This window comes from Rhodococcus sp. 852002-51564_SCH6189132-a (genome assembly GCF_001665495.1).
GTDB lineage: Bacteria > Actinomycetota > Actinomycetes > Mycobacteriales > Mycobacteriaceae > Rhodococcus > Rhodococcus pyridinivorans.
On the sequence record NZ_LZMJ01000076.1, the window covers coordinates 1 to 26,347 of the forward strand.

A 26,347-nucleotide genomic window follows, 5' to 3' on the forward strand; every position below is an offset into this window, starting at 1 on the left:
GTGCCCGTCGTCGCGCGGGGGTCCGCCACTGTTCGCAGCACCTCCCACGGACGAGGAATCGATGTCGCCCCAGTGATCGGAATGTTACCGCCGGCCGGGGTCCGAGGGGCCGAAGTGGCGTAGTACGCGATGCGCGCGTCGGCAGGGGCCGGGGCTCCTCCGGGAAGGCGCCGGTGGACGCCGATATCGTGGGCATGTGAGTCCCGCTGCCCGTCGCCCTGAGGTCCTGATCGCCGAGCTGCGCGACGTCCTCACCGGTCCGCTCGCGGAGATCGCGCAGCGATTCTCCACCTATGTCGACGACCTCGCTCCGCACAGTGCCCTGGTGATCTTCACGAGGGAATGCACCGGCCGGCCGCGGAAGGTGGCCGGCGACCCGTCGATCGTCGACCGGGTGACCATCGCCGAGCTGGATCGGGTGCGGAACGACCTCGCCGCGGGGGAGATCCGCCGCGGCAGCTTCCGTCTCGCTGGTCGCGATCGTGAGGTGTGCGCGATCCTCGACAGCACCGACACGCTCCTGGTGTTCGTGCCTCGCGGGGCCCGGGCCACCTCCGCGGCCCTCGTTCTCGTGCGGGCGGCGTTCGGCGTGGTCGCGACCGGCATCCGGTTGCAGGTGCACACCGCCAGCCCGGCATATCTCGCGGAATCGCGGGCCGCCTCCGCGGAGCGGGCCCGCACCGTCGCCGAGCTCACCGAATCCCATGCCGTGACCCTCGAGACGATCCTCGCGACCCTGCGGTCGAAGGATCTCGACGACACCCGTGCCCGGACCACGGCGCGGGAGACGGCGACCGAGGCCCTGATCGGCCTGCGATCGGCGGTGGACCTGCACCGCGAACTCGCGGAGGAGGCACTGACCACCGCGTTCGCGCGACTCCACGGTGAACTGCGCGATCTGGTGCGGCACCGCCCGCTCGACCTGCAGATGGTCGCTCCGCCGGTGGGTGGGCGGGGACTGCCCGGCGAGGTCGCGCACGCGGCCCGCGCGATCGCCCGGGGCGCGGTGCTGGCGATGTCCGGTCAGACCGACGTGACGCGGGTGCGCGTCGCGTGGACCTGCGACGACTCGACCCTGCTGGTGGACGTGCGTGACGACGGCAGCGGCGAGATCGACGTCGTCGAACTCGGGCGCCAGCTCCGCGACCGCGTCGAAACCCTCGGCGGTGGAATCGAATCCGAGTCGACCCCCGGCTGGGGCACACGGATCGCGGTGAGCTTCCCGCTCGACCTGCCGATCGCTGCGACGGACGGACCCGCTCTCGATGCGCTCGCCGCGCTCGCGCCCCGGGAGATCGAGGTCCTCGAACATCTCGTGGCCGGACGGCGCAACCGCGTCATCGCCGAACGTCTCGGCGTGAGCGAGTCGACGGTGAAGTTCCACGTGGCCGGCGTACTACGAAAACTCGGCGTCAGCACTCGCGGTGAGGCCGCGGCTCTCGGTGCAGAGGCCGGGGTCCGCGCCGCGGGCTGACGCCGAGTTCTCGGTCGTCGGGTGGCCCGTCGAGGACGGTCAGGCAGCCGGTGCCGGCGACGTGGTCGTCGGGGCGACGGTCGTCGTGGGCGTTCCGGAGGAGGTGGTCGACCCGGCGCCCGTGGTGGTCTCGCCCGTGGCCGGAGTCGTGGTCTCCGACGGGGTGGAGACCGGAGCCGTGGTGGTCATCGGGGTGGGCGTGGCTGTCGTCACGCCCGCTTCAGGTGCAGGCGGGGCCACCGGTGCAGCGGGGTCGCCTGCGGGAGCCGGGACAGCGTCGACGGGGGTGGGCACGCTGCTGTCGGCGACCGTCGCATCGTCGGTCACAGTCGAGGACGGCGAGGTCTCCGGCGTGGTGGACGCCTCGGCGGTCTCGGCCTTCGCCGTCTCCTCGGCGATCATCAGCACCGCGGCCTTGTCGACCTTGTTCGCATCGACCGCGTTGCCCTCCTTGGCCTGGCGGGCCAGGTGCTCGAGCCAGGCGGCGGCGTACTCGACGGTGGACGTGCCCTTGCCGTCGATGTCGTCGTCCCAGTAGTCGAAGTGGTGCCCGTAGTGGTCGTCGTTCTCACGGTCGTAGCCGAAGGTCTGGTCGTACGGGTCGGCAAGCACCACCGCGAGGGTGTTCTGGTTGCTCCGGATGAACCCGACGACCTCCTTGACGATCTTCTCCGGCAGGTACGCGAGGTTCGACAGACGCTCCGCGGGGATCGGCGCCTCGGCACCGTCCTCACGGGTGGCGCCGGAGTCGGCGTCGGCAGCCACAGGCGTGGTGGGGCGGGCGGCGGGATCGTAGCTCGGGTCGGAGACCTTGATCAGCACCTCGAGGAAAGTCTCGTCCGACCGCATCCAGTCCGGATTCGCCGAGATGTCGGCGAGGGCGAGCAGCGCGACCCGGCCGACGACCTGGGCCAGGTCGGCGCCGGTCGCGGGGGTCAGTCCCTCACGCTCGAGGGCGTCGCCGTTGACCTGACGACCCACGTTCGCGAGCAGTTCGATCAGCGCGATGTTCTCGGGTGCCGAGCACGTGAAGTCGCCCTCGGAGCAGAACGAGGCGACCTTGCCGGCGAGATGACCGAAACCACCGTTCGTGTCGGGGAGGACACCGCGTCCGGAAACGGCGTCGCTGCCCGGCTGGTAGGGGCGATCGAAGCCGTCGGGGTTCGTGCCGTTTTCCGCGCCGGGGAAGAAGCCTTCTCCGGCCTCGCGGCCCGCGTCGGAGAGGATGACCACGCCGCTGACGGCGTCGGGATCGATGATCTCCCAGGAACCGTCCTCGCTCTGCTCCTGCGCACCGATCTGCATCGCGGCGCGGCGCGCGACGTCGGCGCCCTCGCTGAACCCGACGATGGCGAACTGGGTGTCGGGGCAGGACCGCCGGATGGCCTTCATGACCTCGATGGTGTTCTCGGCGCCCTTGTTCACGGCGTTCTCGTAGCTGGCGAGGTCGGCCGGGTACTCGATGTAGATGGCCGCGTAGCCGTCGCCGGCCTCGTGGTTCTCGAGCGGTGCGCTGATGACCGGCTCGACCCAATGGCTGCGGTAGGCGCCCTGCTGGGCGGCGGGAAGGCGGTTGCCGTTCTCGTCGACGAGCATCTTCGACTCGTCGCGAGGGATGTCACCGCGACCGCCGATACCCAGGCTGACCATGTCGTGACATTCGGTGGTCTTCGCCAGGCCGGCGAGGTACGGGTCGGCAACGGTGGGGGTGTCCTGTTGCGGAAGCACGATCGCGGCCGCTGCCACGACTCCGAGCGCGGTGGGGGCGAAGACGCCGGCGAGAATCCGCCGACGCGACAGCGACTTTCGAAGTGCCATGGGCCTCTACCAATCCGTTTCTGACCGAGGAATTGCCGGCCCGCCGAAGTGCGGCGGGTCGTAACGGATTTCGTGAAGGTCGCTCGCAGCGTTACATCGACACGGGTTTACCGAGGTGGCGACGGAGAAATGCAGGCGCGAACACCGAGCCGCGAAATCCAAGGGAAATGCGCCAATCGGACAATTCGAGTTCGCCGCTCAGCGACTGGCCGTTCGGCTGGGTCGGGCCCGCCGAACGATCAGGAGCAGAGCGCCGCGGGAGTGGCTAGGGTCGGAATCACCGGAAGTCGGAAACACCGGATACTGCCGGTCGCATCACGAAACGGAGACAGCATGTCGCAAACAGTCCGCGGAGTCGTCGCTCGCTCGAAGGGAGCGCCTGTCGAGGTCGTGCCCATCGTGATCCCCGATCCCGGCCCCGGTGAGGTCGTCGTCGCGATCGCCGCGTGCGGCGTGTGCCACACCGATCTGCACTACCGCGAGGGCGGCATCAACGACGAGTTCCCGTTCCTGCTCGGCCACGAGGCCGCCGGTGTCGTCGAATCCGTCGGTGAGGGCGTCGACTCGGTCGCCGTGGGCGACTTCGTCGTCCTGAACTGGCGCGCGGTGTGCGGTCAGTGTCGCGCATGCAAGCGCGGTCAGCCGCAGTACTGCTTCGACACCTTCAACGCCACCCAGAAGATGACACTCGAGGACGGCACCGAACTCACTCCGGCGCTGGGCATCGGCGCGTTCGCCGACAAGACCCTCGTCCACGCCGGTCAGTGCACCAAGGTCGACCCGAGCGCCGATCCGGCCGTCGTCGGCCTGCTCGGCTGCGGTGTCATGGCCGGTCTCGGTGCCGCCGTCAACACGGGCGGAGTCACCCGCGGCCAGTCCGTCGCCGTCATCGGCTGCGGCGGTGTCGGCGACGCCGCGATCATGGGTGCGCGCCTGGCAGGTGCCGTCACGATCATCGCCGTCGACCGCGACGACAAGAAGCTCGAGTGGGCCACCGACCTCGGTGCCACCCACACCGTCAACTCCAGCGGGGTCGACGCGGTCGAGGCGATCAAGGATCTGACGGGCGGTTTCGGTGCGGACGTCGTCATCGACGCGGTGGGCAGGCCGGAGACCTACAAGCAGGCCTTCTACGCCCGCGACCTCGCCGGCACCGTCGTCCTCGTCGGTGTACCCACCCCGGATATGACCCTCGAGATGCCGCTGATCGACTTCTTCTCGCACGGCGGCTCGCTCAAGAGCTCGTGGTACGGCGACTGCTTGCCCGAGCGCGACTTCCCGACCTACGTCGACCTGTACCAGCAGGGACGCCTGCCGCTCGAGAAGTTCGTCACCGAGCGCATCGGCATCGACGACGTCGAGAAGGCGTTCGAGACGATGCACCGCGGTGAGGTCCTCCGTTCGGTGGTGGTCCTGTGAGCACCTCGCCGATCCGCGTCGACCGGGTCGTCACGTCGGGCACCTTCGCGCTCGACGGCGGCGAATGGGAGGTCGACAACAACATCTGGCTCGTCGGCGACGACTCCGAGGTCGTGGTGATCGACGCCGCGCACACCGCGCAGCCGATCATCGACGCCGTCGGTGGACGGAAGGTCGTGGCGATCGTGTGCACGCACGCACACAACGACCACATCACCGTGGCGCCGGAGCTGTCCGAGAAGCTCGACGCGCCGATCCTGCTCAACCCGGCCGACGACGTGCTGTGGGAGATGACCCACCCGGGTGTCGCGCACGGCACGCTCGAGGACGGGGAGCGGATCCGGGTGGCCGGAACCGACATCCAGGCGATCGCCACGCCGGGTCACTCGCCGGGTTCGACCTGCCTGTACCTGCCGGAAGCGGGTGAGCTGTTCACCGGCGACACCCTGTTCTCCGGCGGACCGGGCGCAACGGGCCGCTCGTTCTCGGACTTCCCGACCATTATCGGGTCGATCCGCGACAAGCTGTTCGTCCTGCCCGCGGAGACGAAGGTGCACACCGGTCATGGCGACGGCACCACGATCGGCACCGAGTCGCCGCACCTCGAGGAGTGGATCAAGCGCGGCAGCTGATGCTGCCGGTGCGTACGAGCGCACGGCTAGTCTCACCACCATGGCGAAGAAGCAGATCCCGGTGATCGTGGTGGCCGGATTTCTCGGCGCGGGGAAGACGACGCTGCTCAACCACCTGCTGCGCAACACCCGTGGTGCGCGGATCGGTGTGATCGTCAACGACTTCGGTTCCGTCAACATCGATTCGATGATGGTGGCGGGGCAGGTCGACTCGATGGTCTCGCTGAGCAACGGATGTCTGTGCTGCGTAGTCGATGTCAGTGACATGGACGCGATGCTCGACAAGCTCGCCCACCGCTCGTCCGATCTCGACGTGATCGTCGTCGAGGCGAGCGGACTCGCCGAGCCCCGCAACATGATCCGGCTCGTCGCCGGTTCGGAGAACGAATACGTCTCCTACGGTGGCCTCGTGCTGGTCGTCGACGCGGTGGAGTTCGACGCGACCGCCGAGCAGCATCCCGAGCTCGAACAGCACGTGGCGCTCGCCGATCTGGTGCTGATCAACAAGACCGACCGGATCGACGGTGAGGCCCACGACGATCTGCTGACGCGCCTGTGCCGGCTCAACTCCCGCGCCGCGGTCGTCTCGACCGATCACGGTCGCATCGACCCGGCGTTGCTGTTCGACATCCCGGAGCGGCCGGGTCCGCAGCCGGGGGAGCAGCTCACCCTCGACCGGTTGCTCTACGAGCAGGACGACCACGAGCACACCCATCTGCACGACGGCTACGACGCGATCACCTTCGAGTCAGCAGATGCACTGCACCCCCGCGTGCTGGTCGATTTCCTCGAGAACCAGCCCGCAGGGGTGTTCCGTATCAAGGGATACGTGCGAGTCGTTGCCGGACTGGACACCGGCACCTATCTGTTGCACACCGTCGGCGACCACATCAGGTTCGAACCGGCGGGTCGCGGCGACGACGTGCCCGACGGGACGCAGCTCGTCGTCATCGGGGCCGATCTCGACTCCGACGACGTACGCGAGCGACTACGCCGCTGTGTGCCGACCGAACCGGTGTCCGCGGACGCGATGTACGCGATACACCGATTCACGCCCCGCTGAGGCGATACACCGATTCACGCCCCGCTGAGGCGGAAGGCCGATTCATCCCGCTGAGGCGGCAGGCCGATTCATCCCGCTGAGGCGGAAGGCCGACTCACCCCCGCTGACGCGGGAGGCCGGCCTTTCGGCTCAGCGAGCGGCGGAGGTACGGCGCTGGGGACGACGACGGCCACCGGTGGCAGCTGCGGCGCCCTGACCGGCCGAACGCTGACCGCCGGCTGCGCGCTGCCCACCCGAGGAGCGCTGACCACCGGCGGAACGCTGTCCGCTCGACGAGGAACGCTGACCCGAACCGGAGCCCTGGCGGGGAGCCGACGAACGGCGGCTGCCGCCGTTGCGCTGCGGACGCGACGGCGCGGAAGCCTGCCTAGGTGCCGGCGCGACGTACGGCGCGATCTCGCCGACGAGCTTCAGCACGTGCTCGGAATCCGCCGTCACCTTGATGGGGGTGACGTCGATGGCGGCCTTGCGCATGATGGCCGCGAGATCCCTGCGCTGGTCGGGTAGGACGACGGTGACGACGTCGCCGGTGCTGCCGGCGCGGGCCGTGCGACCGGAGCGGTGCAGGTACGCCTTGTGCTCGGCCGGGGGATCGACGTGCACGACGAGTTCGACGTCGTCGACGTGGACACCACGTGCGGCGACGTCCGTCGCCACGAGCACCCGCGCCTCGCCCGACGAGAACGCGGCGAGATTGCGGTCGCGGGCGTTCTGGGAGAGGTTGCCGTGCAGGTCCACCGCTGGGATGCCGGAGTCGGTGAGCTGCTTGGCGAGCTTGCGGGCCTGATGCTTGGTGCGCATGAACAGGATTCGGCGACCGGTTCCCGATGCGAGAGTGCGGACGAGGTCCTTCTTCGTATCCATGCCCGCGACGTCGAAGACGTGGTGGGTCATCGCGGCGACGGGGGAGGTGGCCTCGTCGACCGAGTGCATGACCGGGTTCTTCAGGAACCGCTTGACGAGCTTGTCGACGCCGTTGTCCAGGGTGGCCGAGAACAGCAGGCGCTGACCGTCTTTCGGTGTCGCCGTCAGGATGCGGGTGACGCCGGGCAGGAAGCCGAGGTCTGCCATGTGATCGGCCTCGTCGAGCACTGTGACCTCGATGTCGTCGAGCACCACGAACTTCTGGCGCATGAGGTCCTCGAGGCGGCCCGGGCAGGCGATGACGATGTCGACGCCGCGGCGGAGGGCCTCGACCTGGCGCTTCTGCGACACGCCGCCGAAGATCGTGGTGACCTTCAGACCCGACGAATGCGCGAGCGGTTCGATGGCCGCGGCGATCTGGGTCGCCAGTTCGCGGGTGGGAGCCAGGATCAGGCCACGCGGACGGCCTGCCGCCCTGGTGCTCCTGCCGGCGAGTCGAGCGGCGAGCGGGATCGAGAAGGCCAGGGTCTTACCGCTACCCGTGCGTCCGCGTCCGAGCACGTCACGACCGGCGAGGGTGTCGGGGAGGGTGTCCACCTGGATGGGGAAGGGGCTGGTGATCCCGGCGTCGTTCAGCGTGGCGACGAGCGGGCGGGGCACCCCGAGATCGGAGAAAGATGTGGTCATGTAACAGCGCTGCCTTTCGATGCGGCGTGTGTGCACTCGACGGACCGTGTGCCCGTGGTGCTGTGCGATCGCCGCAAGGAAGGCCGGTGCATCTGTGCGTACTGCATCTGTGCATGCGGGCCGGGCACGATCCCGGGCCGCCGGTATCCCACGACGGTGGGCGTCGTCGTGACGCCCGAACCATGTCACCCTACCGCACGGGGTGCGTCAGTCCCTGATGTGACTACAGACCCACCCACTCCGAGGCACCCTCGGTGAAGTGCTGACGCTTCCAGATCGGCACTTCGGCCTTGATGCGTTCGACCAGTTCGGCGCAGGTGGCGAAGGCTTCTGCGCGGTGTGGGGCGGCGACCGCCGCGACCAGCGCGAGATCGCCGATGGTGAGATCGCCCACTCGGTGCACCGCCGCGACCGGGAGCCCGGACTTCGCCGCGACGTCCTCGCAGCACCGCCGCAGGAACGTTTCGGCATCCGGATGTGCCTGGTACTGCAGCGCGGTCACCGACTGTCCACCGTCGTGATTGCGGACGACACCGGTGAAGAGCACCACCGCACCGTGTTCGGCGCCTGCCACCGCGGCGTCCACCGTTGCGGGATCGAGCGGTTCCGAGGAGATCCGGGCCAGTAGTTCACTCATGAGCGCCGCCTCCTGCGACTTGTGCCAACAGATGGTCGAGGATCGGGTCGAGGGCGGCGAGACCGTCCTTCACCCCGCCGGGCGAGCCGGGCAGGTTCACGACGACCGTGTGGCCGACGAGACCGGCGACGCCGCGCGAGAGCACGGCGTGCGGGGTGGCCTCGAGTCCGCGCTGCCGGATCGACTCCGCGATGCCGGGCAGTTCACGATCGAGCAGGGCGAGAGTCGCTTCGGGGGTCGCGTCGGTCGGCGACGCCCCGGTTCCGCCGGTCGTCACGACCAGGGCAGGGCCCGGACGGACCGCGTCGGCGAGACCGGCTGCGATGTCGGCGTCCGCGTGGACGAGGGGACCGCGGACCGCGAATCCCTTGTCCTCGAGCCACGACCGGATGAGCGGTCCGGTGCGGTCCTCGCGGGTGCCCGCGGCGACACCGGTCGACGCGACGACCACGGCGGCGGAGCGTCCGGTCTTCTCCACGGGCTGTTCGCCGGCCCCGGGGGTCCCGTCCCGGCCGGGTGCGTCGTCACGGGTCCAGTGGCCGCGCTTGCCGCCCTCCTTGGAGATCAGCCGCACGCCGTCGAGAACGGCGGCCGGATCCACGGCCTTGACCATGTCGTGCAGGGTCAGGCCGGCGACGGCGACCGCGGTGAGCGCCTCCATCTCGACTCCGGTCGGGCCCTTGGTCTTCGCGGTGGCCTCGATCGTGATCGAGGTGTCGGTGAAGTCGAACATCACCTTCACCGACGACAGCGCCAGCTGGTGGCACAGGGGGATGAGCTCCCAGGTGCGTTTCGCCGCCGCGATGCCGGCGATGCGGGCCGTGGCCAGGACGTCGGCCTTGGGCATGTCGTCGGCGCGGACGAGCGCGACCACCTCGGGAGTGGTGACGAGTTCGCCTGCCGCCACGGCGATCCGTGTGGTGTCGGTCTTCGAGGAGACGTCCACCATGCGGGCGCGTCCCTGGTCGTCCAGGTGGCTGAGGTCGGTCACAGGATCCGTACTTTCACGAGGTCTCCGGCTTCGAGGGAGGTGGTGTCGGCGGGGATGTCGAGGAGCACGTCGGCGGCGGCGAGTCCGGCGACGAGATGCGACCCGTGCCCGCGGAAGGGGGTCACCCCCTTCTCGTCGAGTCGCCCGCGCAGGAACTGCCGGCGTCCCGGGATCGACGTGAGATCCTCGGTGAGCGGCAAGCTCTCGCACACGACGGGCGGATAGCCGGCGGCGGCCCGCAGTGCGGGTCGCGCGAACACCTCGAACGAGACGAGCGCGCTGACAGGATTGCCGGGGAAGGTCAGGATCGGCACGCCGTCGACCACGGCGGTGCCCTGAGGGCCGCCCGGCTGCATCGCCACCGAGACGAACTGCCCGCCCCGCGGCGCGAGCGTGTCCTTCACGACCTCGAAGTCGCCCTTCGACACTCCGCCGGAGGTGAACACGACGTCGGCGACGCCCACGGCATGTTCGAGCATCGTCACGAACTCCTCCGGATCGTCGTGGCAGTGGTCGATGGTCACGACGTCGGCACCGTTGGCCGACGCGCTCGCGGCGAGCGCCGGTCCGTTCGAGTTGAAGATCTGGCCCGGCCCGAGTTCGCTCCCGGCCGTGACGAGTTCGCTGCCGGTCGAGATGATCGCGACCCGCGGCCGTGCGCGGACAGGGATCGAGGTGAGGCCGACGGCGGCGAGCGCGGCGATGTGTCGGGCGGCGAGGACCGTGCCCGCGGGAAGCAGCAGATCTCCCTTGCAGACGTCGGTTCCCGCCTCACGCACATAGGCTCCGGGCGTGACGCTGCGCTCGACGGTCACGCTGCCGGCGCCGTCCGAGTCGGGGGTGGTCGCACGGGTGTCCTCGACCGGGACGACGGCGTCGGCGCCGTCCGGGACGGGAGCGCCCGTCATGATCTTCAGCGCGTGCCCCGGTTCGAGTGCCGCGACGGTGTCGCCCGCGGCCAGCACGCCCTGGACGGGCAGGTCGGCGGGGGTCGACGCGAGATCGCCGGCGCGGACGGCGTAGCCGTCCATCTGGGAGTTGCGGAAGGGTGGCAGGTCCAGCGGCGACTCGACGTCCTCCGTGAGGGTGCGGTGCAGCGCGTGCGCGAGCGGCACACGCAATGGGCTCTTCTTCCGCAACGGGTCGAGCAACGCCGCCACGTGCTGTTCGTGTTCCTCCACGGACCGCCTGCCGCTCGTCATGCCGCCATCCTAGGCACACGAGGGCCGTGCCCCGCCGCCCACGACGCGCCGCGTGTGCCCCGTCTGTCCGGATGCGATGTCACGATCGGCGGTTGTGGGCATACTGGGCTGTATGAAAGCGATGGTCGTATGACAGCGGTGGACATGGGCATCCCGGTCGTGCGCGATCGCGCAGACGACGCGTCCGATCGGCCCGACGTGCCCGAGCTTCTCGATCGCTTCGGTCGCATCGCCCGCGACCTGCGCGTGTCCCTCACCGAGAAGTGCTCGTTGCGCTGCACCTACTGCATGCCGGCCGAGGGCCTTCCCGAGATTCCGCGCGACCAGCTGCTCGCGAGCGCCGAGATCGTGCGTCTGGTGGGCATCGCGACCGGTCGACTCGGTGTCCACGAGGTGCGCTTCACCGGTGGGGAACCGCTCATGCGCCGCGATCTCGAGGAGATCGTCGCCGGATGCGCGCAGCAGACGCCGGGGCTGCCGATCGCGCTGACCACCAATGCGGTCGGTCTCCGGCACCGTGCGCGGGCGCTGGCGGACGCCGGACTGACCCGCGTGAACATCTCCCTCGACACCATCGACCGCGAGCACTTCGCGCGGCTCACGCGCCGCGATCGGCTCGATTCGGTGCTCGACGGTATCCGCGCCGCGGTGGCCGCCGGACTGGGTCGGGTCAAAATCAACGCTGTCCTGATGCCGGAAACCCTCGAAGGTGCGGCCGATCTGCTCGCGTGGTGCCTGGACGAGGGCGTGGAACTGCGGTTCATCGAGCAGATGCCTCTCGACGCCGATCAGAACTGGGCGCGCTCGCAGATGGTGCCGGCCCAGCAATTGCTCGACGTGCTCGGGCAGCGGTTCACGCTCACGGAGACCGAACGCGAGGACCCGTCCGCGCCGGCCGAACGCTGGCTCGTCGACGGCGGACCGGCGACCGTCGGGATCATCGCGTCGGTTACGCGGTCGTTCTGCAGCGACTGCGACCGCACGCGGTTGACGGCCGAGGGAACGGTCCGGTCCTGCCTGTTCAGCGACCGGGAGACCGACCTGCGCGCCGCTCTGCGGGGCGGCGCCACCGACGACGAACTCGCCGCGCTGTGGCGCGGGGCGATGTGGAACAAGTGGGCCGGACACGGCATGGACGCGGCGGACTTCGCGCCGCCGCAGCGGAGCATGGGAGCTATCGGTGGCTGAGGTGACGACGGGGATCGAGGTGCGGTACTTCGCGGCCGCAGCAGATGCGGCCGGACGCGAGAAGGACACGATCGACCTGCCGGAAGGCGCCGATCTCGGCACGCTGCGTGCCGTCCTCGTCGATCGTTACGGCGCCGATATGGAGCGGGTCCTGTCGGTGGCGGCCTTCCTGCTCGAACCCGGCGACGGCGGCACGGGCGAACTCACCCGGGACCTCGGCCGGCCGGCCGGGTCCCGAGTGGACGTCCTGCCGCCCTTCGCGGGTGGTTAATCCTCACGCCACCAGGTGTCGAAGGGCCCCACGGGCATCACGCGCTTGTGCCGCGTGTCGAGGAACTTGGCCTCGAGGCGCTTGGCGAGGTCGTCGGTGACGTCCTTGCCCTCGAGATAGTCGTCGATCTCGCTGTAGGCCATGCCGAGCGCTTCCTCGTCAGGCAGCGCGGGACGGTCGTCCTCGAGATCGGCGGTGGGGATCTTGATCCAGGTGCTCTCGGGTGCTTCGAGTTCGCGCAGCAGCGCCGCACCCTGCCGCTTCGTCAGACCGGCCAGGGGAGTGATGTCGACGCCGCCGTCGCCGTACTTGGTGTAGAAACCGGTCACCGCTTCGGCGGCGTGGTCGGTGCCGACCACGAGGTAGCCGAGTTCTCCGGCGATCGCGTACTGGATCATCATGCGTTCGCGGGCCTTGATGTTGCCGCGCACGAAGTCGCGCAGACGCGTCTCGGTGCCGTACAGCGCGCGAGCCGCTTCCGAAGCCGTCGCGTCGGCGCCGGGCTTCACATCCACACCGAGAGTGCGATCGGCTCCGATGAACTCCAATGCGACGAGGGCGTCGTGCTCGTCGGCCTGCTTGCCGTAGGGCAGGCGGACCGCGACGAACTCCGCCGTGTGGCCCTCGGCGCGGAGCTTCTCCGCGGCGAGCTGGGCGAGCTTGCCGGCGAGGGTGCTGTCCTGCCCGCCGCTGATGCCGAGCACGAATCCCTTCGCGGGAGTGCTGCGCAGGTAGTCGGCGAGAAACTGCACCCGCGCGTCGATCTCGGCGCGCGGGTCGATGGAGGGTTTCACCCCGAGTTCTTCGATGATCCGATCGCGAAGGTTCGTCATCTTCACGACCCTAGCGTTCCTGTGTTACTGCTGCGATACAACGGAGAAGAGGGTGGGCGAAGAGGGCGGGACGAAGTGTGCGGTCGGGCAGACTCTTCGGGGTGAGCACCGGAGACGTCTTCCGCAAACACGACCCGCACACCCATCCTGATTTCTTCCGGGCCGAGGCGGCCGGTCTGGCCTGGCTCGCCGAGGCCGGTATGCCGGTGGTGGCGGTGCGGTCGGTGAGCGAGCACCACATCGAACTCGAGCGGATCGCCGAGGCATCCCCGTCCGCCGAGGCCGCACGGGAGTTCGGTGCGGCACTCGCCCGGATGCACGACGTGGGCGCCGCCGGTTTCGGTGCGGCACCCGACGATTACGACGGGCAGCTGTTCATCGGCCGCCGCCCCATGAGCCGCACCGTGCACGACACCTGGGGATCGTTCTACGTCGCAGAGCGGGTGCTGCCCTTCCTGCGCATCGCGGTCGAGGCGGGCAGCGTCACCGGCCGTCAGTGCCACGACATCGAGGCCGCCTGCGATCTCGTCGCCGCCGGAGCCTTCGACGACGAGGATCCGCCCTCGCGCCTGCACGGAGACCTGTGGAACGGCAACGTGCTGTGGTCGCCGCGCGGCGTCGTCCTGATCGATCCGGCCGCGCACGGCGGCCACCGCGAGACGGATCTGGCGATGCTCGCGCTCTTCGGTTGCCCGCACCTGGGCCGGGTCGTCGACGGCTACGAGGCGGCGCATCCGCTACGCGTCGGGTGGGAGCAGCGGGTGCCCGTGCACCAGCTGCATCCACTGGCGGTGCACGCCGCGGGATACGGTGCCGGGTACGGGCGGGAGCTGCACCGGGCGGCACTCGCGACCCTCGAACTCGGAGGCAGTACGTGAACGGGATCCTCGTCGTATCCGCGACCCGCGCCGAGGCGGCGCACGTCCCGGAACGCTACGAGACGGTGATCACCGGGATCGGGAAGGTCGACGCAGCGGTGGCCGTCACCGCGGCGCTCGCGGGGTATCCGGCCGACGCGCGGCCGCTCGTCGTGAACATCGGCACCGCCGGCGCATTGCACACCCACCATTCGGGACTGTTCCTGCCGTCCGCCGCGATCAACCACGACATCAGCAGCGAGATCCTGAAGAGCCTCGGTCATCCCGTGCAGGACGTCGTGCAGATCGACGACGGTGACGGCAGCGTGCTCGCCACCGGTGATTCGTTCGTCTCGGACGCCCAGATCCGCGACGCGCTGTCCGCGCGCGCCGATCTCGTCGACATGGAGGGCTTCGCGGTTGCCTATGCCGCCCGCCGCATGGGCGCGCGGTGCCGGCTCGTCAAGCACGTGAGCGACCGGGCCGACGATTCGGCGCTCGACTGGCCGAAGCAGGTCGACCGCAGCGCGCAGGAACTCGCCCGCTGGCTCGTCGAGCGTTACTGAACGATTCGCTGTCGAACGATCTCAGCGCCCGTCCGTACGTTCGGTGAGGGTGACGGTCACCGCGCCGGTGGTCAGGGTGAGCACCTCCCCGTCGAGAGTCCACCGGGGTGTGCCCGCGAACAGCGTCCGTACCCAGTCGTCGGCGCCGTCGCGCGGGGGAGGACACGCCATTCTCGTGGACGCGAGCGTCCCGGCGCGGATCCTGCTCCCGGACAGGTCGGCGGTGCCGGTGAACCGGTTGCATCCGGCGGACGCCGCGACCCGCTCCCGAGCGGGGAACGACAACTGGAGCGGACCGCCGCCGGGGATCGGCCGCCCCTCGACCTCGGTCGAGATGTAACGGCGACCGATCGGGTCGGACGGCGACGACCCGAACACTCCGCACCCGGACAGCAGCGCACCCAGTGCGAGGACGACGACCACGCGGACTGCTCCCGGCATGGGTCTCACGGTACCGAGGAGGGATCAGCGGGCCGTGAACTCCAGTCCGTCGGTGCCGTTCGCTGCGGTGAGAATCATCGACGAGCCCCGGACGATGTAGGTGGTCTCACCTGCGAGCACGTTCAGGACGTGCGTCTCGATGTCGGCGAGCTCGGGATCGGCGCAGGCCGCGCGGGTCATGGTGAGCGGTTCGAACAGGATGACATCGTCGCCCACCTCGGCGCTGCCGCCGAACTCGTTGCACCCCGTGTTCCCGGTGAGGGTGCCGTCGTCGGCCAGGGTGAGCGTCGGCGCGGCGTTCTCCAGGGCGACCGACCTGACGACGGCGTCGGCGGTGCGCAGCGAGGTCACCACCCACTCGGTGCCGGTGATCGGCAGATCGGGGTCGACGACCTTCTCGTCCTCGAGCGAGACCGTGATGTCGTCGCCGGTGAGCGTGAAGGTGTTCCCGTCGAGCGACCAGCGCGGCTCGGCGTCGAACAGCGTGGTGAGCCAGGCATCGGCTCCCTCGCGTTCCGGCTGGCAGGCCATCATCGTGCTCGCCAGGTCCGGCGCCTTCACTCTGCCCTCGGAGAGGTCGACGCCGCCGACGAAGCGGTTGCAGCCGGCAGTCGCCGAGATGCGTCCGTCCTCCGGGAACTCGACGACCATGGGTCCGGCGCCCGGAATCTGCGTGCCGCTCACGCTCGTCGAGACGAAGGTGCGGCCGGTGAGGTCCTCCGCGGAGTTGCCGTCGGCCGAATCCGAATCGGTGCTGCACGCGGCGGCCACCGCTGCCAGGGAGACCAGTGCGAGCACCCGGAATGTGCGAATCATGCCGTTACGGTACGGCGCTCGACCCGGATTTGCGGCTACCTCGACCGGTCACGACACGGTGTGCGAGTTCGGCCCAGTTGTCGGCGAGTCGGCGGAGCGGATGTCCCAGCTCGCGCCACTGGTGGAGCACGAGGGTGGCCTCGAGCGACGCGACCAGCGAGGTCGCCAGCAATCGGGTGTCGCCGGTGACTCCGGCGGCACGCAGCAGTGCGTCGACGTGGGCGAGCGAGACCAGGTGGGCGGGAGCGGTGTAGTGGGAGTCGGTGGCGGATTCGGCCGCGCGGAGCAGTTCGCCCTGCACCTCGACGAGTTCGATGCGTGCACGACCGAAGGCGATGAGCCGGTCCAGGGCCTCGGCGTCGGGGCCGAGCGGTGGCGGGCCGAACAGGAAGCCCTGCTGGAACTCGCGCTCGCTGTGGTCGAGCAGTGCCCGGACGAGCCCGGCGCGGGAGCCGAACCTGCGGAAGACGGTGCCCTTGCCGACCCCGGCCCGCGCCGCGACGGCGTCCATCGTCACGGCATCGACGCCGCGCTCGGCGACGAGCAGGGCGGCGGCGTCGAGCAGACGGGAACGATTGCGCGCTGCGTCGCCCCGTTCGGAGAGTCGTTCGTCCGCCAGGGGGAGAGCCCGGCTGTTCGCCGCAGGCAGCGCCCGACCGTCCGCGTGCGGGAGGGGGCGAGTGTTCACAAGGTCACACTCTAGCGGGGCAGGGAATAAAGCGGACCGCGGTCCGTTTAAAATTGCGTAGTCAACCACTTCGACCCGAGGATGTTCCCATGACCCGAGTTCTCGCCCTCGTCGGCAGCCTGCGTGACGGCTCCGTCTCCCGCCAGCTCGCCGAGACCGCCGCTGCGGTCGCTGCCGAGAACGTCGAGGTGACCCTCTACGAGGGCCTCGCCGACGTTCCCTTCTACAACGAGGATCTCGACGGCGAGGCTGCCCCCGCTGCTGCCGTGGCTCTGCGCGACGCCGCTGCCGAGGTCGATGCCGTGCTGATCGTCACGCCCGAGTACAACGGCACCGTCTCCGCGGTGCTCAAGAACGCCGTCGACTGGCTGTCGCGCCCCTACGGTGCCGGCGCACTGAGCGGCAAGCCCGTCGCCCTCGTCAGCCAGTCGCCCAGCCAGAACGCTGCGAAGTGGGCGCTCGAGGACGCGGTCAAGGTCGTCGGAATCGCCGGCGGCAAGGTCGTCGACGGCGGCTCGCTGTCGGTCGGCGAAACCTTCGGCAAGTTCGGCGGCGAGCACGCCAAGGAGCACGCCGAGACCGCGCAGCAGGTCGTAACGGTCGTCGCCGCACTGGCCGACGCCACCAAGGTGCTCGCCGACGCCTGATCGAGACGTCCGTCGTCCCTGCCGGTACCGCCGGCACCGAGAGCGGCCGGCGGACCGACCGACACCCCCGGTGCCGGAGACCTCGCGGGTCTCCGGCACCGCGTATACGCAGGGTCCGGCCGAGCCGCGGACGCTCCGCTCGTCGCTCGTCGCATCTCGACGGTTCGATGACGCCTGCAGCGGGAATGCCCCGAACACAGCCCACTGTTCGGAGGTTTGCCCATGACAAGCGGGGACACGAGGACCGATACCGGCCACCGACCCGATCTCGACATAGTTCTCCACGTCGACGGGGTGGAGCGTCGCGTCCCGATCGACGTCCGCACCACCGTGCTCGACGCACTGCGCGACCGCCTCGGGATCACGTCCCCGAAGAAGGGATGCGATCTCGGTCAGTGCGGAGCGTGCACCGTGCTGATCGACGGCCGGCGCACCCTCTCGTGCCTGGCCCTCGCCGCCTCGCACGACGGCGCCGAGATCGTCACCGCCGCCGGACTCGGCGACGGGGAGATGCATCCGCTCCAGGCGCAGTTCATCGAGGACGACGCCTTCCAGTGCGGCTACTGCACCCCCGGCCAGATCTGTTCGGCCGTCGGCATGCTCGACGAGTTCGCCGACGGGGCGCCGAGTCACGTAACGGCCGATCTCGAACAGGCACCCGAACTCGACGACGACGAGATCCGGGAACGCATGAGCGGCAATCTGTGCCGCTGCGCCGCCTATCCCAACATCGTCTCGGCGATCCGAACCGTCGCCACCGGCGACAGCCGAATCGGTGCCGGTGACAGCCGAATCGGTGTCGGCGACAGCCGCCTCGATACGGAGGAGACGCGATGAGCCCCCTCCGCTACGAGCGACCGGCAGATCCCGCCGCCGCCGTCGCCGTCGTGCACGAGACACCGGGTGCGGTCTTCCTCGCGGGCGGCACGAATCTGGTCGACCACCTCAAACTCGGCGTCGCGACCCCCGATCTCCTCGTCGACGTCTCGCATCTTCCGCTCGACGCCGTGGAGGAGACGGCCGACGGGGGAATCCGGGTGGGCGCCAACGTCCGCAACAGCGACCTCGCGGCGCATCCCTTCGTGCGGCGCAACTACCCGGTGCTGTCGCGCGCACTGCTCGCCGGTGCCTCACCCCAGCTCCGGAACACCGCGACCACCGGCGGCAACCTGCTCCAGCGCACGCGGTGCTCGTACTTCCGGGACGTGAGCACCCCCTGCAACAAGCGCGAACCCGGCAGCGGCTGCTCCGCCATCGGCGGATACACCCGCTACCACGCGATCCTCGGCGCCTCGGAGCACTGCGTGGCCACCCATCCGTCCGACATGGCGGTCGCCCTGCTCGCGCTCGACGCCGAAGTCCTGGTCCTCGGCCCGGACGGCGAGCGCGCCATCGCGGTAGAGGACTTCTACCGACTCCCCGGCGACACACCCGAGCGCGACACCGTGCTCGAACGCGACGACCTCATCGTCGGCGTGCAGATCCCCGCGGCGCAGAGTTCGCTGTCCACCTATCGCAAGGTGCGCGACCGGGCGTCCTACGCCTTCGCGTTGGTCTCCGTAGCGGCCGAGATGACCGTTGCGGACGGGACGATCACCGGGTGCCGCATCGCATTCGGTGGGGTCGCACACCGGCCCTGGCGGGCACACCGCGCGGAGGAAGCACTCCTCGGGCAACAACCCTCCGACGAGGTCTTCGCTGCGGCGGCCGAGGCCGAACTCGCCGACGCGAGTCCCCTCGACGGCAACGCCTACAAGATTCCGCTGCTGCGGCGAACCGTGGTGGCGACCCTGCGCGAACTCGACGAACGACGGGAACGAGGTGGATCCGCATGAGCCCCGAGCCGATCCGAGCAGGTGGACGCTCCACCGCGCGCATCGACGGACCGGCGAAGGTCGCCGGGACGGCACCGTACGCCTACGAGCACCCGGTCGACGATCCCGCCTACCTCGTACCGCTCACCTCCACCATCGCCCGTGGACGCGTCGACCGCATCGACACCGCCGCCGCAGAAGCGGTGCCCGGGGTGCTGAAGGTCCTCACTCCCTGGAACGCCCCACGTCTCACCGAAGAGGCCGAGGGCGAGTACTCCGTCCTGCAGACACCCGACGTGCTGTACCGGGGTCAGATCATCGGCGCGGTCGTCGCGGAGAGCTTCGAGATCGCCCGGGAGGCATGCTCGCTCCTGAAGGTCGAGTACAGCAAGGAACCGCACGACGCGCTCTTCCGCGCCGACCATCCCGACGCGTACACACCCGAGACCGTCAACGGCGGCTACGAACCCGACACCGAGCGAGGCGACGTCGACGCGGCGTTCGCCCGCGCCGAGACGGTGATCGGTCAGTGGTACTCCACCCCTGAGGAACACAACAATCCACTCGAACCGCACACCGTGGTCGCGATCTGGCGGAACGACGTCGTGCCGTCGAACAGTGAGACCGACGGATACACTCTGACGCTGTACACCTCGACGCAACATCCGCACGGTGTCGTCGAGACCCTCGCGCCGGTCTTCGGTCTCGACGCGGCCCGGATGCGGGTGGTCTGTCCGTACATCGGTGGGGGATTCGGTTCCAAGGGCGGTCCTCACGCGCACGACGTCCTCGGCGGACTCGCGGCGCGGGCCCTGGCCGGGAAAGCGATCAAGTTCGCGGTCTCCCGACCAGACATGTTCGGTTACGTCGGGTACCGCGCTCCGACCGCCTCGCACATCCGGCTCGCGGCCGACAGTGACGGCAAGCTCACCGGTCTCGTGCACGAGGCGTTCGCCCAGTCGTCCCGGGTCACCGAATTCGTCGAACAGGCGGGGGTGCCGCTGCGCAATCTCTACGACGTCGCCAACGCCCGTACGTCGCATCGCGCGATCACCCTCGACGTGCCGGCGCCGTTCTGGATGCGCGCGCCAGGTGAAGCGCCGGGCATGTTCGCCGGCGAGGTCGCGATGGACGAGCTCGCCGCCGAACTCGGGATCGACCCGATCGAACTGCGCATCCGCAACGAACCCGAGTCGGATCCGGAGACGGGAAAGCCGTGGTCGTCGCGCCGACTCGTCGAATGCCTCCGCGAAGGAGCGCAGCGATTCGGATGGGATCCGTCCGACCGCGAACCCGGCCGCCGGCGGCAGGGCAACACCCTGATCGGTACCGGCATGGCGGTCGCGACCTATCCCCACATGGTCAATCCCGGCTCGGAAGCCCAGATCCGGCACCTCGGGGAGGGGCGCTACTCCGTCCGCATCGGAGCCACCGACCTCGGTACGGGTGCGTGGACGACCCTGACCCTCATCGCCGCCGACGCACTCGGATGCCGACCGGAGGACGTGGACCTCGAGATCGGCGACAGCGCACTGCCCAACGGCACGGTGGCCGGCGGGTCGTCGGGCACCTCGTCCTGGGGAACCGCGATCGTCACGGCCGCAGAGCAATTCGGCAAACGTTTCGGCGACGACCCGCCGGTGGGTGCCGAACTGTCCGCGTCGGCAGCCGAGAACCGCGAACTCGAGCACTACACCGCGCAGTCCTTCGGTGTGCACTTCGCCGAGGTGCACGTCGACGCCGACACCGGCGAGATCCGGGTGCCCCGGATGTTCGGTCTGTTCTCCGTGGGACGGGTGATCAATCCGCGAACCGCGCGTTCGCAGGTCATCGGCGGGATGTCCTTCGGGATCTCGATGGCGCTCTTCGAGGAGAGCATCCGCGACGCGCGTTTCGGGCACGTCGTCAACCACGATCTGTCCGAATACCACGTGCCGACACACGCCGACATCCGCCGGGTCGAAGCGGATTGGCTCGATGACGAGGACCTGCATGCGACACCCATGGGGTCGCGGGGGATCGGTGAGATCGGGATCGTCGGCAGCGCCGCGGCGGTCGTCAACGCCCTGTGGCACGCGACCGGAGTACGGGTCCGGAACCTACCGGCCCGCCTCGACGACCTACTGCCCGGACTGCCCTGACGCGTCGGACCGGTGACAGACCAGCAGCCAGCGATTGGTGCCGGCCTGTCGCCGGTACCGCAGCTCGTCGAGCGCGGCGAGGGCAATGGCGAGTCCTCGACCGCGCTCGGCGAGGGCATCCGGGAGTTCGACCGAACGCAGATCCACACGTGCCGGGGCCCCGTCGTCGATGAATACTGCTTCGAGACGATCCGGGTGGAGCTCCAGCGTCAGGGTCACCGAGACAGCTTGTCCCCGGCCGGCGTGCTCGATGATGTTCGCGGCGATCTCCGCGACCGCGATCTCGAACTGCACGCGGTCGGACTCGTCGAGTTCCTCGGCGGCGAACATCTCCGCGACCAGATCCATGATCCGGTCGAGGGTGCCCTCGCTCGTCGGGGCGGACAACTCCCACCGGCAGGGCGCCCCGTCGGACGGCTGCGCGTCGGACGGGGCATCAGTCGCCATCGAAGGCCGCGTCCGCGGAGTCGTGGGTCGCCAGGACCCGATCGAGGCGGGTCAGCGCGAGCACGCTCTGCACCTGCGCCGTGGGCGAGGCGATCCGCAGGTCGCCGCCGGCCTGCCGCGCCGCCTTCAATCCGGACACGAGTGCGCCGAGCCCGGACGAGTCGATGAACTCGGTCGTGCTGAGGTCGACGACGAGCCGATGGGATCCGTTCTCGACGAGATCGCGCAACTGCTCGCGAAGACGTGGCGCCGCAACCATGTTCAGACGACCGATGGGTTGCACGACGGTACTCGTTCCGACCGTGCGGGTTTCGTAATGGCTCATCGAACTCCTTCGTTCTCGGGTCCACGGTAGCGAGCCGCGCCGATCACCACCGACAGAATCAACAGGTCGAACACGACCCAGACGAGGTTCGCGGTCACGCCGAGAACCGAGATGTCGCCGAGGAACAACCGCACCGCGCCGACGACCGCCGCCACGACCAGCAGTGCCATGACGAGCAGTTGCTGACGGAACAGATACCAGGGGACACCCTCGCCACCCTGGCGCGTCTTCGGGGTGACCGCGAAATCCAGCGGCTTGTCGAAGTACACGTTGAGGAAGGCCGTCCAGCACGCCCTGATCCACACCGGGAACAGCGCGAGGCTGTACTGCTGGCCGCGCCAGGTCGGTGTGCCGCGGCCGACGACGAAGAACAGCAGCTGACTGAGGACCAGGAACGGGACGAGCCGCGCGAAGAAGTCGAGACTGTAGGCCTCCACCGGCAGGATCCCGAAGACGAGGTAGATCATCGGCGCCGCGAAATAGGCGAGGGCCGCGAAACCCGAGAGATAGCTCCACATCGTCGCCCAGTACATGAGGCGCTGCGCGAGGGTCATGCCCTTCTGGACGAGTGGGTTCTCCCGCAGCATCACCTGGATCGTGCCCTGCGCCCACCGGAGCCGCTGCGTGACCATCGTCTTCGGATCCTCCGGAGCCAGTCCGTAGGCGAGGATCTCGTGGTGGTAGACGGACTTCCAGCCCGCGCCGTGCAGACGCATGGAGGTGGCCATGTCCTCGGTCACGGAGATCGTGGCCAACGCGAGCATCGGCTCGGCCTCCTCGGCACGGTCGACGTCGACGGCCCGAATCATCGCGCGGATCGATTCGAGCGCGCCGAGCGGCGACCATTCGCGGTCGGCGAGGCGGTCGAGCACGGTCTCGTCGATGATGAGCGCATCGGTTCCGTGCGCGTCGAGCGCGGCGATCTCCTCGAGATCGGCTCGGATACCACCGAAGTCGGCATCGACGATGCTGCGCGCGGCGGCGTCGACCGCCTGCTGGAAGCGGAAGGTGACGTCGGCGAGCGCCGTTCCGGCCCGCCGTTCGCCGCGAGCCGTGCGAACGGCCTGTCGCACCGAATCCAGTGCCGCGGCCACGTCGGGCTGATCGGCGGGAACCTTCCGGCGTGCGCGGTCGACCACCTTGCCCGCGGTGCGCAGGGTGCGTTCCACACCGTCCTCGATGGCCCGGACATAGCCGGAGATGCCGAGTTGCATGAGCGCTTCGCGTCGGAGGATCGCGTTGGACCCGCAGAAGAACGCTGCGTTCCAGCCGTCCTTGCCCTGCTGGATCGGGCCGTAGAACAAGGGGGCCTGGCTGCCGAGCGGGTCGGACTCGGGAACGTTGGTGAAGTACTGCGGTGTCTGGACCAGGGCGGTGCGGTCGTCGGTGAAGTATCCGAGTGTGCGATCGAGGATCTCGGGTTCGGGCACCTGGTCGGCATCGAGGATGAGCAGGAACTCGCCGTCCGAATGCAGCAGCGCGTTGATCAGGTTGCCCGCCTTGGCATGGCGCGGCTTGTTCGTCCAGCTCGCCGCCCGCGTCATGTAGTCGACGCCGAGTTCGGCGGCGGCTGCGGCGAGTTCGGGCCGGGATCCGTCGTCGAGGATCCACGTCCGGTGCGGATAGCGGATCCGCTTCGCTGCCGCGGCGGTGCGCAGCACCAGGTCGACGGGTTCGTTGTAGGTGGTGATGAAGACGTCGACCGTCATCTCCTCCGGCGCTGCGGGTGGTTCGGGCCGTCTCCTCAGCCGCCACATCGTCAATGCGAAGAGCAGCGAGTCGATCAGGCTGTACGTCTCGGCCAGCACCAGCGGAACCGCGATCCACCAGGCATCCCAGTTCACCGAGAACAGCCAGCGCCAGACGATGTAGTTCAGGCCGACGACGACCGTGAGGACGATGAGGACACGCAGGAACGGGGACGGGTAGCCCTCCTTCGTGACGGCCTTCACGACATTTCGTTCCGTCGTATCGCGACGACCGTGACGTCGTCGAGCGGAGGTTCGTTCACCGTCAGGGCACGTGCTGCGGCCACCAGCGCCTCCGGGGTCGGATGGCCGGCGACGAAACGGCACAGTGCCGCCGGGTCGCTGTTCTCGTCGAGCAGGTCGAGCAGTCCGTCCGAGCAGACCACCAGCATGTCGCCGGGAGCGAGGTGCGCGGTCTCCGATGTCCATGTGGTGGCGGGGAACACTCCGAGCGGGGGACCGTCGCCCTCGAGGGGTTCGACCCCGCCGTCCGCGCGACGGATCGCCGCGAGTCCGTGCCCCGCATCGGCGTGGTCGACGTCTCCCGTGGAGAACTCGATCGCAGCGACGAAGGAGGTGGCGAACGTTCCCGTGTGCTCGAAGTCGTCGGCGAGGTGCTCGGCGCCGAGGGTCAGCACCATCCCGGTGTCGAGGACGCCGACCGGACGACGTCCGAAGCGCTCGAGCACCCGGCCGGCACCGCGCAACGAGGAACGCACGCCCGACGCCAGGATCGCCGCGCCGAGGCCCTTTCCCATCACGTCGGCGACGGAGATCACGACGCCCTCACGGAGCCGGTAGTGGTCGTAGAAGTCGCCACCCACCACGAAGGCGGGCAGGCAGACGGTGGCGATCTCGTAGCCCGGAAGGTCGGATAGCGGCCGGGGGAGGAGCTGCTTCTGGATCTCGGCGGCGCGGTCGAATTCGTCGGACCGGTCGAGTTCGCGCTGGGTCCATTCGGCCAGCTCCGCGAAGGTGTCGAGCTGATCCGGGTCGAGGTTCCTCTCCTCGGTGTCGTAGATGCAGAAGGTGCCCACGGGATGACCGGCCGGACCGAACAGGGGGTAACCCGCGTAGAACCGGATCCCACCCTCACCACCGATACCGGGGATGTCCATGAAGGCGGGATCGGTTGAGGCGTCGGGAAGGACGAGTGCGGGGTCGTCCGGCCGCTCGTACGCGCGCGCGATGGTGGTGCGGCACACCGTCCTCTCGCGAGGAACTTCGGAGAGTTCGAGTCCGAGGATCGACTTGAACCACTGCCGGTCGTGGTCCATCAGCGACACCGACGCCATGGGGACGCCGAACACGCGGCACGCCATGCGGGTGATCTTGTCGAAGCGCTCCTCGTGAGGGGTGTCGAGCAGCTCGAGTCGCTCGACGTCGCGCATGCGCTCGTCCTCGAGATGGTCGGGGAGCAGCGACGCCTCGGATGTCATCGTGCGGTGTGTCTCCTGTGCAGAGCGTCGTCCAGGGCCGCCGCGCACTCGGCCGTGCTGGTCAGGCGCCAGTCGGTTTCCTTGTTGTGATGGAACCACACGAACGTCGTCACCGCGGGGTGACTGTCCAAGTAACCCACCAGATCCCGGATCCAGTCCGGCTTCGACCCACCGGCCTCCGCGCTCGCGACCTCGGTGACCGCGACGGGACGACCCGGGGCGATCCGGCCGAGCTCGTCGAAGGTCGGTCCGAACAGATCTTCGGGGGACTGCCAGCGACTCCACGGCCGGGTGGTGCCCCAGTTGTAACCGTCGACCCCGACGACGTCGACGTGGTCGTCACCGGGATACAGGGGTGCGATGGGACTGCTGCCCTCGTGCGGGACGTTGACCGTCCAGATCCAGCGCACGTTGTCGGCCCCCTTGGAAGCGAACAGTTCGTGCACGTGTCGCCACGCCGCGACGTAGGTCTCCGGTGGGGTGCCGCCGGCGGGACCCCAGGGATACCAGTCCCCGTTCGGCTCGTGTGCGAAGCGCAGGTACACCGTCCCGCCCCAGGCGGTGAGTTCGTCCGCCCACCGGTAGAGATGGTCGTCGTGGATCCCGGCGGCGATGTCGGCCATCGTGATCGACGTCCGGTCGTACGTCCCGTCGCCACGCTGCAGCCACGGTTCCCACGTGACGATCGGGTCGGCTCCCGAGGCGCGCACGATGTCGAGGGCCCCGACGGGTGGTGGGGAGAGGAAGTCGACGAACCACAGCACCGCGCCGGGTGCGGTGCCGACCGCCTCGGTGACCGCGCGGTACTCGTCGACGGCCACCGGGCCGCCCGGGGTGCTGATGCCGAAGCGGGGACACGCGGTGCTCGTCTCGTCGAGCGGGGCGGAGATCGGTTCGCACTCACGGCGCGAGTCGCAGGCGGCGCACAGGGACAGTGCCAGCAGTGCGGCGAGCATCGCGCGAACCGGGTGCACGAGGAGTCATTCTTCCCGCCCGGAGCTCCCCGCGCAGGCCCTCCGGAGGGTGTTCTCGCGGTGACCTCGCGAAGTTGTCGGTGGTGCCCGCCACACTGTGCTCGAGGTCTCTCTCGGACGCGCTGCGGCGACACGCCGAGACACGCCCGAAACGCCGTGGAGGGAGGGTCGCGACCTGGGAATATCACCTTTGTAAGTCACAACATCCTGGGTTCTGTGTATCCGACGGACACAAGGTGTAGTGTCTAGACCGCTGGAGGGCCACAAGGGCCGACGATCTCTCGGGGAAGCGGGATCGGACGGATGAGTGGGCTTCCGGGTAACGCACAGCAGTCAGTCGTCAGGCCGCCCACGGCCGTCGGAAA

Annotated in this window: 26 protein-coding genes; 12 read left to right on the forward strand and 14 right to left on the reverse strand. The window is 69.2% G+C overall.

Annotation, left to right across the window (positions count from 1 at the left end; genetic code table 11):
* Window positions 1-196: 196 nt before the first annotated feature.
* Window positions 197-1,474, forward strand: a complete 1,278-nt coding sequence (locus A5767_RS19380) for a LuxR C-terminal-related transcriptional regulator (protein WP_064852952.1) — start codon at window positions 197-199, stop codon at window positions 1,472-1,474.
* 39 nt (window positions 1,475-1,513) lie between these two features.
* Here A5767_RS19380 and A5767_RS19385 read toward each other — a convergent pair whose 3' ends face one another.
* The gene (locus tag A5767_RS19385) at window positions 1,514-3,292 is read right to left on the reverse strand and encodes a cutinase family protein (protein ID WP_064061571.1); all 1,779 of its coding nucleotides are present in this window, start codon (window positions 3,290-3,292) and stop codon (window positions 1,514-1,516) included.
* A 333-nt stretch (window positions 3,293-3,625) separates the two neighbouring features.
* Here A5767_RS19385 and A5767_RS19390 point away from each other — a divergent pair, with 333 nt between their 5' ends.
* From A5767_RS19390 to A5767_RS19400, 3 genes are read left to right on the forward strand one after another with little or no spacing between them, the layout of a single operon-like run.
* A complete protein-coding gene (locus A5767_RS19390; protein ID WP_064852953.1) occupies window positions 3,626-4,711 on the forward strand; it encodes an S-(hydroxymethyl)mycothiol dehydrogenase in 1,086 nt (361 codons plus the stop codon).
* Entirely contained in the window at window positions 4,708-5,343 is a 636-nt protein-coding gene (locus A5767_RS19395; protein WP_006550373.1) for an MBL fold metallo-hydrolase, read from the forward strand. Before A5767_RS19390 ends, A5767_RS19395 begins: the two co-directional genes overlap by 4 nt.
* Window positions 5,344-5,383: 40 nt before the next feature.
* Window positions 5,384-6,406: a CobW family GTP-binding protein gene (locus tag A5767_RS19400; protein ID WP_064852954.1), complete on the forward strand. Its 1,023-nt coding sequence runs from the start codon at window positions 5,384-5,386 to the stop codon at window positions 6,404-6,406.
* A gap of 129 nt (window positions 6,407-6,535) precedes the next feature.
* On the opposite strand, the gene A5767_RS19405 is transcribed toward A5767_RS19400, so the two are convergent.
* The 4 genes from A5767_RS19405 to A5767_RS19420 all read right to left on the reverse strand — a co-directional run bounded on the left by A5767_RS19405 (window position 6,536) and on the right by A5767_RS19420 (window position 10,787).
* On the reverse strand, window positions 6,536-7,957 hold the full coding sequence (locus tag A5767_RS19405) for a DEAD/DEAH box helicase (protein ID WP_064852955.1): 1,422 nt from the start codon (window positions 7,955-7,957) through the stop codon (window positions 6,536-6,538).
* Window positions 7,958-8,180: 223 nt separating this feature from the next.
* Window positions 8,181-8,594: a molybdenum cofactor biosynthesis protein MoaE gene (locus tag A5767_RS19410; RefSeq protein ID WP_024101437.1), complete on the reverse strand. Its 414-nt coding sequence runs from the start codon at window positions 8,592-8,594 to the stop codon at window positions 8,181-8,183.
* The gene (moaCB, locus tag A5767_RS19415; protein ID WP_024101436.1) at window positions 8,587-9,585 is read right to left on the reverse strand and encodes a bifunctional molybdenum cofactor biosynthesis protein MoaC/MoaB; all 999 of its coding nucleotides are present in this window, start codon (window positions 9,583-9,585) and stop codon (window positions 8,587-8,589) included. Before moaCB ends, A5767_RS19410 begins: the two co-directional genes overlap by 8 nt.
* The gene (locus A5767_RS19420) at window positions 9,582-10,787 is read right to left on the reverse strand and encodes a molybdopterin molybdotransferase MoeA (protein WP_039957738.1); all 1,206 of its coding nucleotides are present in this window, start codon (window positions 10,785-10,787) and stop codon (window positions 9,582-9,584) included. Before A5767_RS19420 ends, moaCB begins: the two co-directional genes overlap by 4 nt.
* Before the next feature lie 129 nt (window positions 10,788-10,916).
* Between A5767_RS19420 and moaA the strand changes: the two genes are divergently transcribed.
* Together moaA and A5767_RS19430 are read left to right on the forward strand one after the other, a co-directional pair.
* The gene (gene moaA / locus A5767_RS19425; RefSeq protein ID WP_039586034.1) at window positions 10,917-11,975 is read left to right on the forward strand and encodes a GTP 3',8-cyclase MoaA; all 1,059 of its coding nucleotides are present in this window, start codon (window positions 10,917-10,919) and stop codon (window positions 11,973-11,975) included.
* Window positions 11,968-12,246 (forward strand): MoaD/ThiS family protein, encoded by a 279-nt coding sequence (locus A5767_RS19430; RefSeq protein WP_006550379.1) that lies wholly within the window; start codon window positions 11,968-11,970, stop codon window positions 12,244-12,246. Before moaA ends, A5767_RS19430 begins: the two co-directional genes overlap by 8 nt.
* Here the strand turns inward: A5767_RS19430 and nadE are convergent.
* Entirely contained in the window at window positions 12,243-13,079 is an 837-nt protein-coding gene (nadE, locus tag A5767_RS19435; protein ID WP_006550380.1) for an ammonia-dependent NAD(+) synthetase, read from the reverse strand. The two genes, A5767_RS19430 and nadE, sit on opposite strands and share 4 nt — an antisense overlap.
* Before the next feature lie 77 nt (window positions 13,080-13,156).
* On the opposite strand from nadE, the gene A5767_RS19440 reads away from it, so the two are divergent.
* Complete coding sequence (locus A5767_RS19440; protein ID WP_006550381.1) at window positions 13,157-13,957, forward strand: fructosamine kinase family protein; 801 nt, start codon at window positions 13,157-13,159, stop codon at window positions 13,955-13,957.
* Window positions 13,954-14,502 (forward strand): nucleosidase, encoded by a 549-nt coding sequence (locus A5767_RS19445; protein WP_006550382.1) that lies wholly within the window; start codon window positions 13,954-13,956, stop codon window positions 14,500-14,502. The genes A5767_RS19440 and A5767_RS19445 overlap by 4 nt, the downstream gene beginning before the upstream one ends.
* Window positions 14,503-14,523: 21 nt before the next feature.
* Here A5767_RS19445 and A5767_RS19450 read toward each other — a convergent pair whose 3' ends face one another.
* From A5767_RS19450 to A5767_RS19460, 3 genes are read right to left on the reverse strand one after another with little or no spacing between them, the layout of a single operon-like run.
* Window positions 14,524-14,943: an META domain-containing protein gene (locus A5767_RS19450; RefSeq protein ID WP_231913236.1), complete on the reverse strand. Its 420-nt coding sequence runs from the start codon at window positions 14,941-14,943 to the stop codon at window positions 14,524-14,526.
* 24 nt (window positions 14,944-14,967) lie between these two features.
* Complete coding sequence (locus tag A5767_RS19455) at window positions 14,968-15,759, reverse strand: META domain-containing protein (RefSeq protein WP_064852957.1); 792 nt, start codon at window positions 15,757-15,759, stop codon at window positions 14,968-14,970.
* Between the two features lie 4 nt (window positions 15,760-15,763).
* Complete coding sequence (locus tag A5767_RS19460) at window positions 15,764-16,408, reverse strand: TetR/AcrR family transcriptional regulator (protein WP_050993422.1); 645 nt, start codon at window positions 16,406-16,408, stop codon at window positions 15,764-15,766.
* Between the two features lie 128 nt (window positions 16,409-16,536).
* Between A5767_RS19460 and A5767_RS19465 the strand changes: the two genes are divergently transcribed.
* The 4 genes from A5767_RS19465 (at window position 16,537) to A5767_RS19480 (ending at window position 21,049) form a co-directional block, all read left to right on the forward strand.
* The gene (locus tag A5767_RS19465) at window positions 16,537-17,094 is read left to right on the forward strand and encodes an NAD(P)H-dependent oxidoreductase (RefSeq protein WP_064852958.1); all 558 of its coding nucleotides are present in this window, start codon (window positions 16,537-16,539) and stop codon (window positions 17,092-17,094) included.
* Window positions 17,095-17,316: 222 nt separating this feature from the next.
* Window positions 17,317-17,931 carry a 2Fe-2S iron-sulfur cluster-binding protein gene (locus A5767_RS19470; RefSeq protein WP_051121499.1) on the forward strand — a complete coding sequence of 205 codons (615 nt, stop codon included), beginning with the start codon at window positions 17,317-17,319 and terminating at the stop codon, window positions 17,929-17,931.
* Window positions 17,928-18,929 carry an FAD binding domain-containing protein gene (locus tag A5767_RS19475; RefSeq protein ID WP_024101424.1) on the forward strand — a complete coding sequence of 334 codons (1,002 nt, stop codon included), beginning with the start codon at window positions 17,928-17,930 and terminating at the stop codon, window positions 18,927-18,929. Before A5767_RS19470 ends, A5767_RS19475 begins: the two co-directional genes overlap by 4 nt.
* On the forward strand, window positions 18,926-21,049 hold the full coding sequence (locus A5767_RS19480; RefSeq protein ID WP_064852959.1) for a xanthine dehydrogenase family protein molybdopterin-binding subunit: 2,124 nt from the start codon (window positions 18,926-18,928) through the stop codon (window positions 21,047-21,049). The genes A5767_RS19475 and A5767_RS19480 overlap by 4 nt, the downstream gene beginning before the upstream one ends.
* Here A5767_RS19480 and A5767_RS19485 read toward each other — a convergent pair.
* From A5767_RS19485 to A5767_RS19505, 5 genes are read right to left on the reverse strand one after another with little or no spacing between them, the layout of a single operon-like run.
* Window positions 21,029-21,496 (reverse strand): ATP-binding protein, encoded by a 468-nt coding sequence (locus tag A5767_RS19485; protein ID WP_024101422.1) that lies wholly within the window; start codon window positions 21,494-21,496, stop codon window positions 21,029-21,031. The two genes, A5767_RS19480 and A5767_RS19485, sit on opposite strands and share 21 nt — an antisense overlap.
* A complete protein-coding gene (locus A5767_RS19490) occupies window positions 21,486-21,821 on the reverse strand; it encodes an STAS domain-containing protein (RefSeq protein ID WP_024101421.1) in 336 nt (111 codons plus the stop codon). Before A5767_RS19490 ends, A5767_RS19485 begins: the two co-directional genes overlap by 11 nt.
* A complete protein-coding gene (locus tag A5767_RS19495) occupies window positions 21,818-23,773 on the reverse strand; it encodes a glycosyltransferase (protein ID WP_064852960.1) in 1,956 nt (651 codons plus the stop codon). Before A5767_RS19495 ends, A5767_RS19490 begins: the two co-directional genes overlap by 4 nt.
* The gene (locus tag A5767_RS19500; protein WP_064852961.1) at window positions 23,770-25,008 is read right to left on the reverse strand and encodes a PP2C family protein-serine/threonine phosphatase; all 1,239 of its coding nucleotides are present in this window, start codon (window positions 25,006-25,008) and stop codon (window positions 23,770-23,772) included. The genes A5767_RS19495 and A5767_RS19500 overlap by 4 nt, the downstream gene beginning before the upstream one ends.
* On the reverse strand, window positions 25,005-25,964 hold the full coding sequence (locus A5767_RS19505; protein ID WP_033097722.1) for a glycoside hydrolase family 26 protein: 960 nt from the start codon (window positions 25,962-25,964) through the stop codon (window positions 25,005-25,007). The genes A5767_RS19500 and A5767_RS19505 overlap by 4 nt, the downstream gene beginning before the upstream one ends.
* Between the last annotated feature and the right edge of the window lie 383 nt (window positions 25,965-26,347).

Bases quoted from the DNA above. Each gene is read 5' to 3' on its own strand.
- A5767_RS19385 (WP_064061571.1), bottom strand. From the start codon at position 3,292: ATGGCACTTCGAAAGTCGCTGTCGCGTCGGCGGATTCTCGCCGGCGTC.
- A5767_RS19390 (WP_064852953.1), top strand. From the start codon at position 3,626: ATGTCGCAAACAGTCCGCGGAGTCGTCGCTCGCTCGAAGGGAGCGCCT.
- A5767_RS19400 (WP_064852954.1), top strand. From the start codon at position 5,384: ATGGCGAAGAAGCAGATCCCGGTGATCGTGGTGGCCGGATTTCTCGGC.
- A5767_RS19405 (WP_064852955.1), bottom strand. From the start codon at position 7,957: ATGACCACATCTTTCTCCGATCTCGGGGTGCCCCGCCCGCTCGTCGCC.
- A5767_RS19410 (WP_024101437.1), bottom strand. From the start codon at position 8,594: ATGAGTGAACTACTGGCCCGGATCTCCTCGGAACCGCTCGATCCCGCA.
- A5767_RS19420 (WP_039957738.1), bottom strand. From the start codon at position 10,787: ATGACGAGCGGCAGGCGGTCCGTGGAGGAACACGAACAGCACGTGGCG.
- moaA (WP_039586034.1), top strand. From the start codon at position 10,917: ATGACAGCGGTGGACATGGGCATCCCGGTCGTGCGCGATCGCGCAGAC.
- nadE (WP_006550380.1), bottom strand. From the start codon at position 13,079: ATGACGAACCTTCGCGATCGGATCATCGAAGAACTCGGGGTGAAACCC.
- A5767_RS19450 (WP_231913236.1), bottom strand. From the start codon at position 14,943: ATGCCGGGAGCAGTCCGCGTGGTCGTCGTCCTCGCACTGGGTGCGCTG.
- A5767_RS19455 (WP_064852957.1), bottom strand. From the start codon at position 15,759: ATGATTCGCACATTCCGGGTGCTCGCACTGGTCTCCCTGGCAGCGGTG.
- A5767_RS19465 (WP_064852958.1), top strand. From the start codon at position 16,537: ATGACCCGAGTTCTCGCCCTCGTCGGCAGCCTGCGTGACGGCTCCGTC.
- A5767_RS19470 (WP_051121499.1), top strand. From the start codon at position 17,317: ATGACAAGCGGGGACACGAGGACCGATACCGGCCACCGACCCGATCTC.
- A5767_RS19475 (WP_024101424.1), top strand. From the start codon at position 17,928: ATGAGCCCCCTCCGCTACGAGCGACCGGCAGATCCCGCCGCCGCCGTC.
- A5767_RS19480 (WP_064852959.1), top strand. From the start codon at position 18,926: ATGAGCCCCGAGCCGATCCGAGCAGGTGGACGCTCCACCGCGCGCATC.
- A5767_RS19485 (WP_024101422.1), bottom strand. From the start codon at position 21,496: ATGGCGACTGATGCCCCGTCCGACGCGCAGCCGTCCGACGGGGCGCCC.
- A5767_RS19490 (WP_024101421.1), bottom strand. From the start codon at position 21,821: ATGAGCCATTACGAAACCCGCACGGTCGGAACGAGTACCGTCGTGCAA.
- A5767_RS19500 (WP_064852961.1), bottom strand. From the start codon at position 25,008: ATGACATCCGAGGCGTCGCTGCTCCCCGACCATCTCGAGGACGAGCGC.
- A5767_RS19505 (WP_033097722.1), bottom strand. From the start codon at position 25,964: ATGCTCGCCGCACTGCTGGCACTGTCCCTGTGCGCCGCCTGCGACTCG.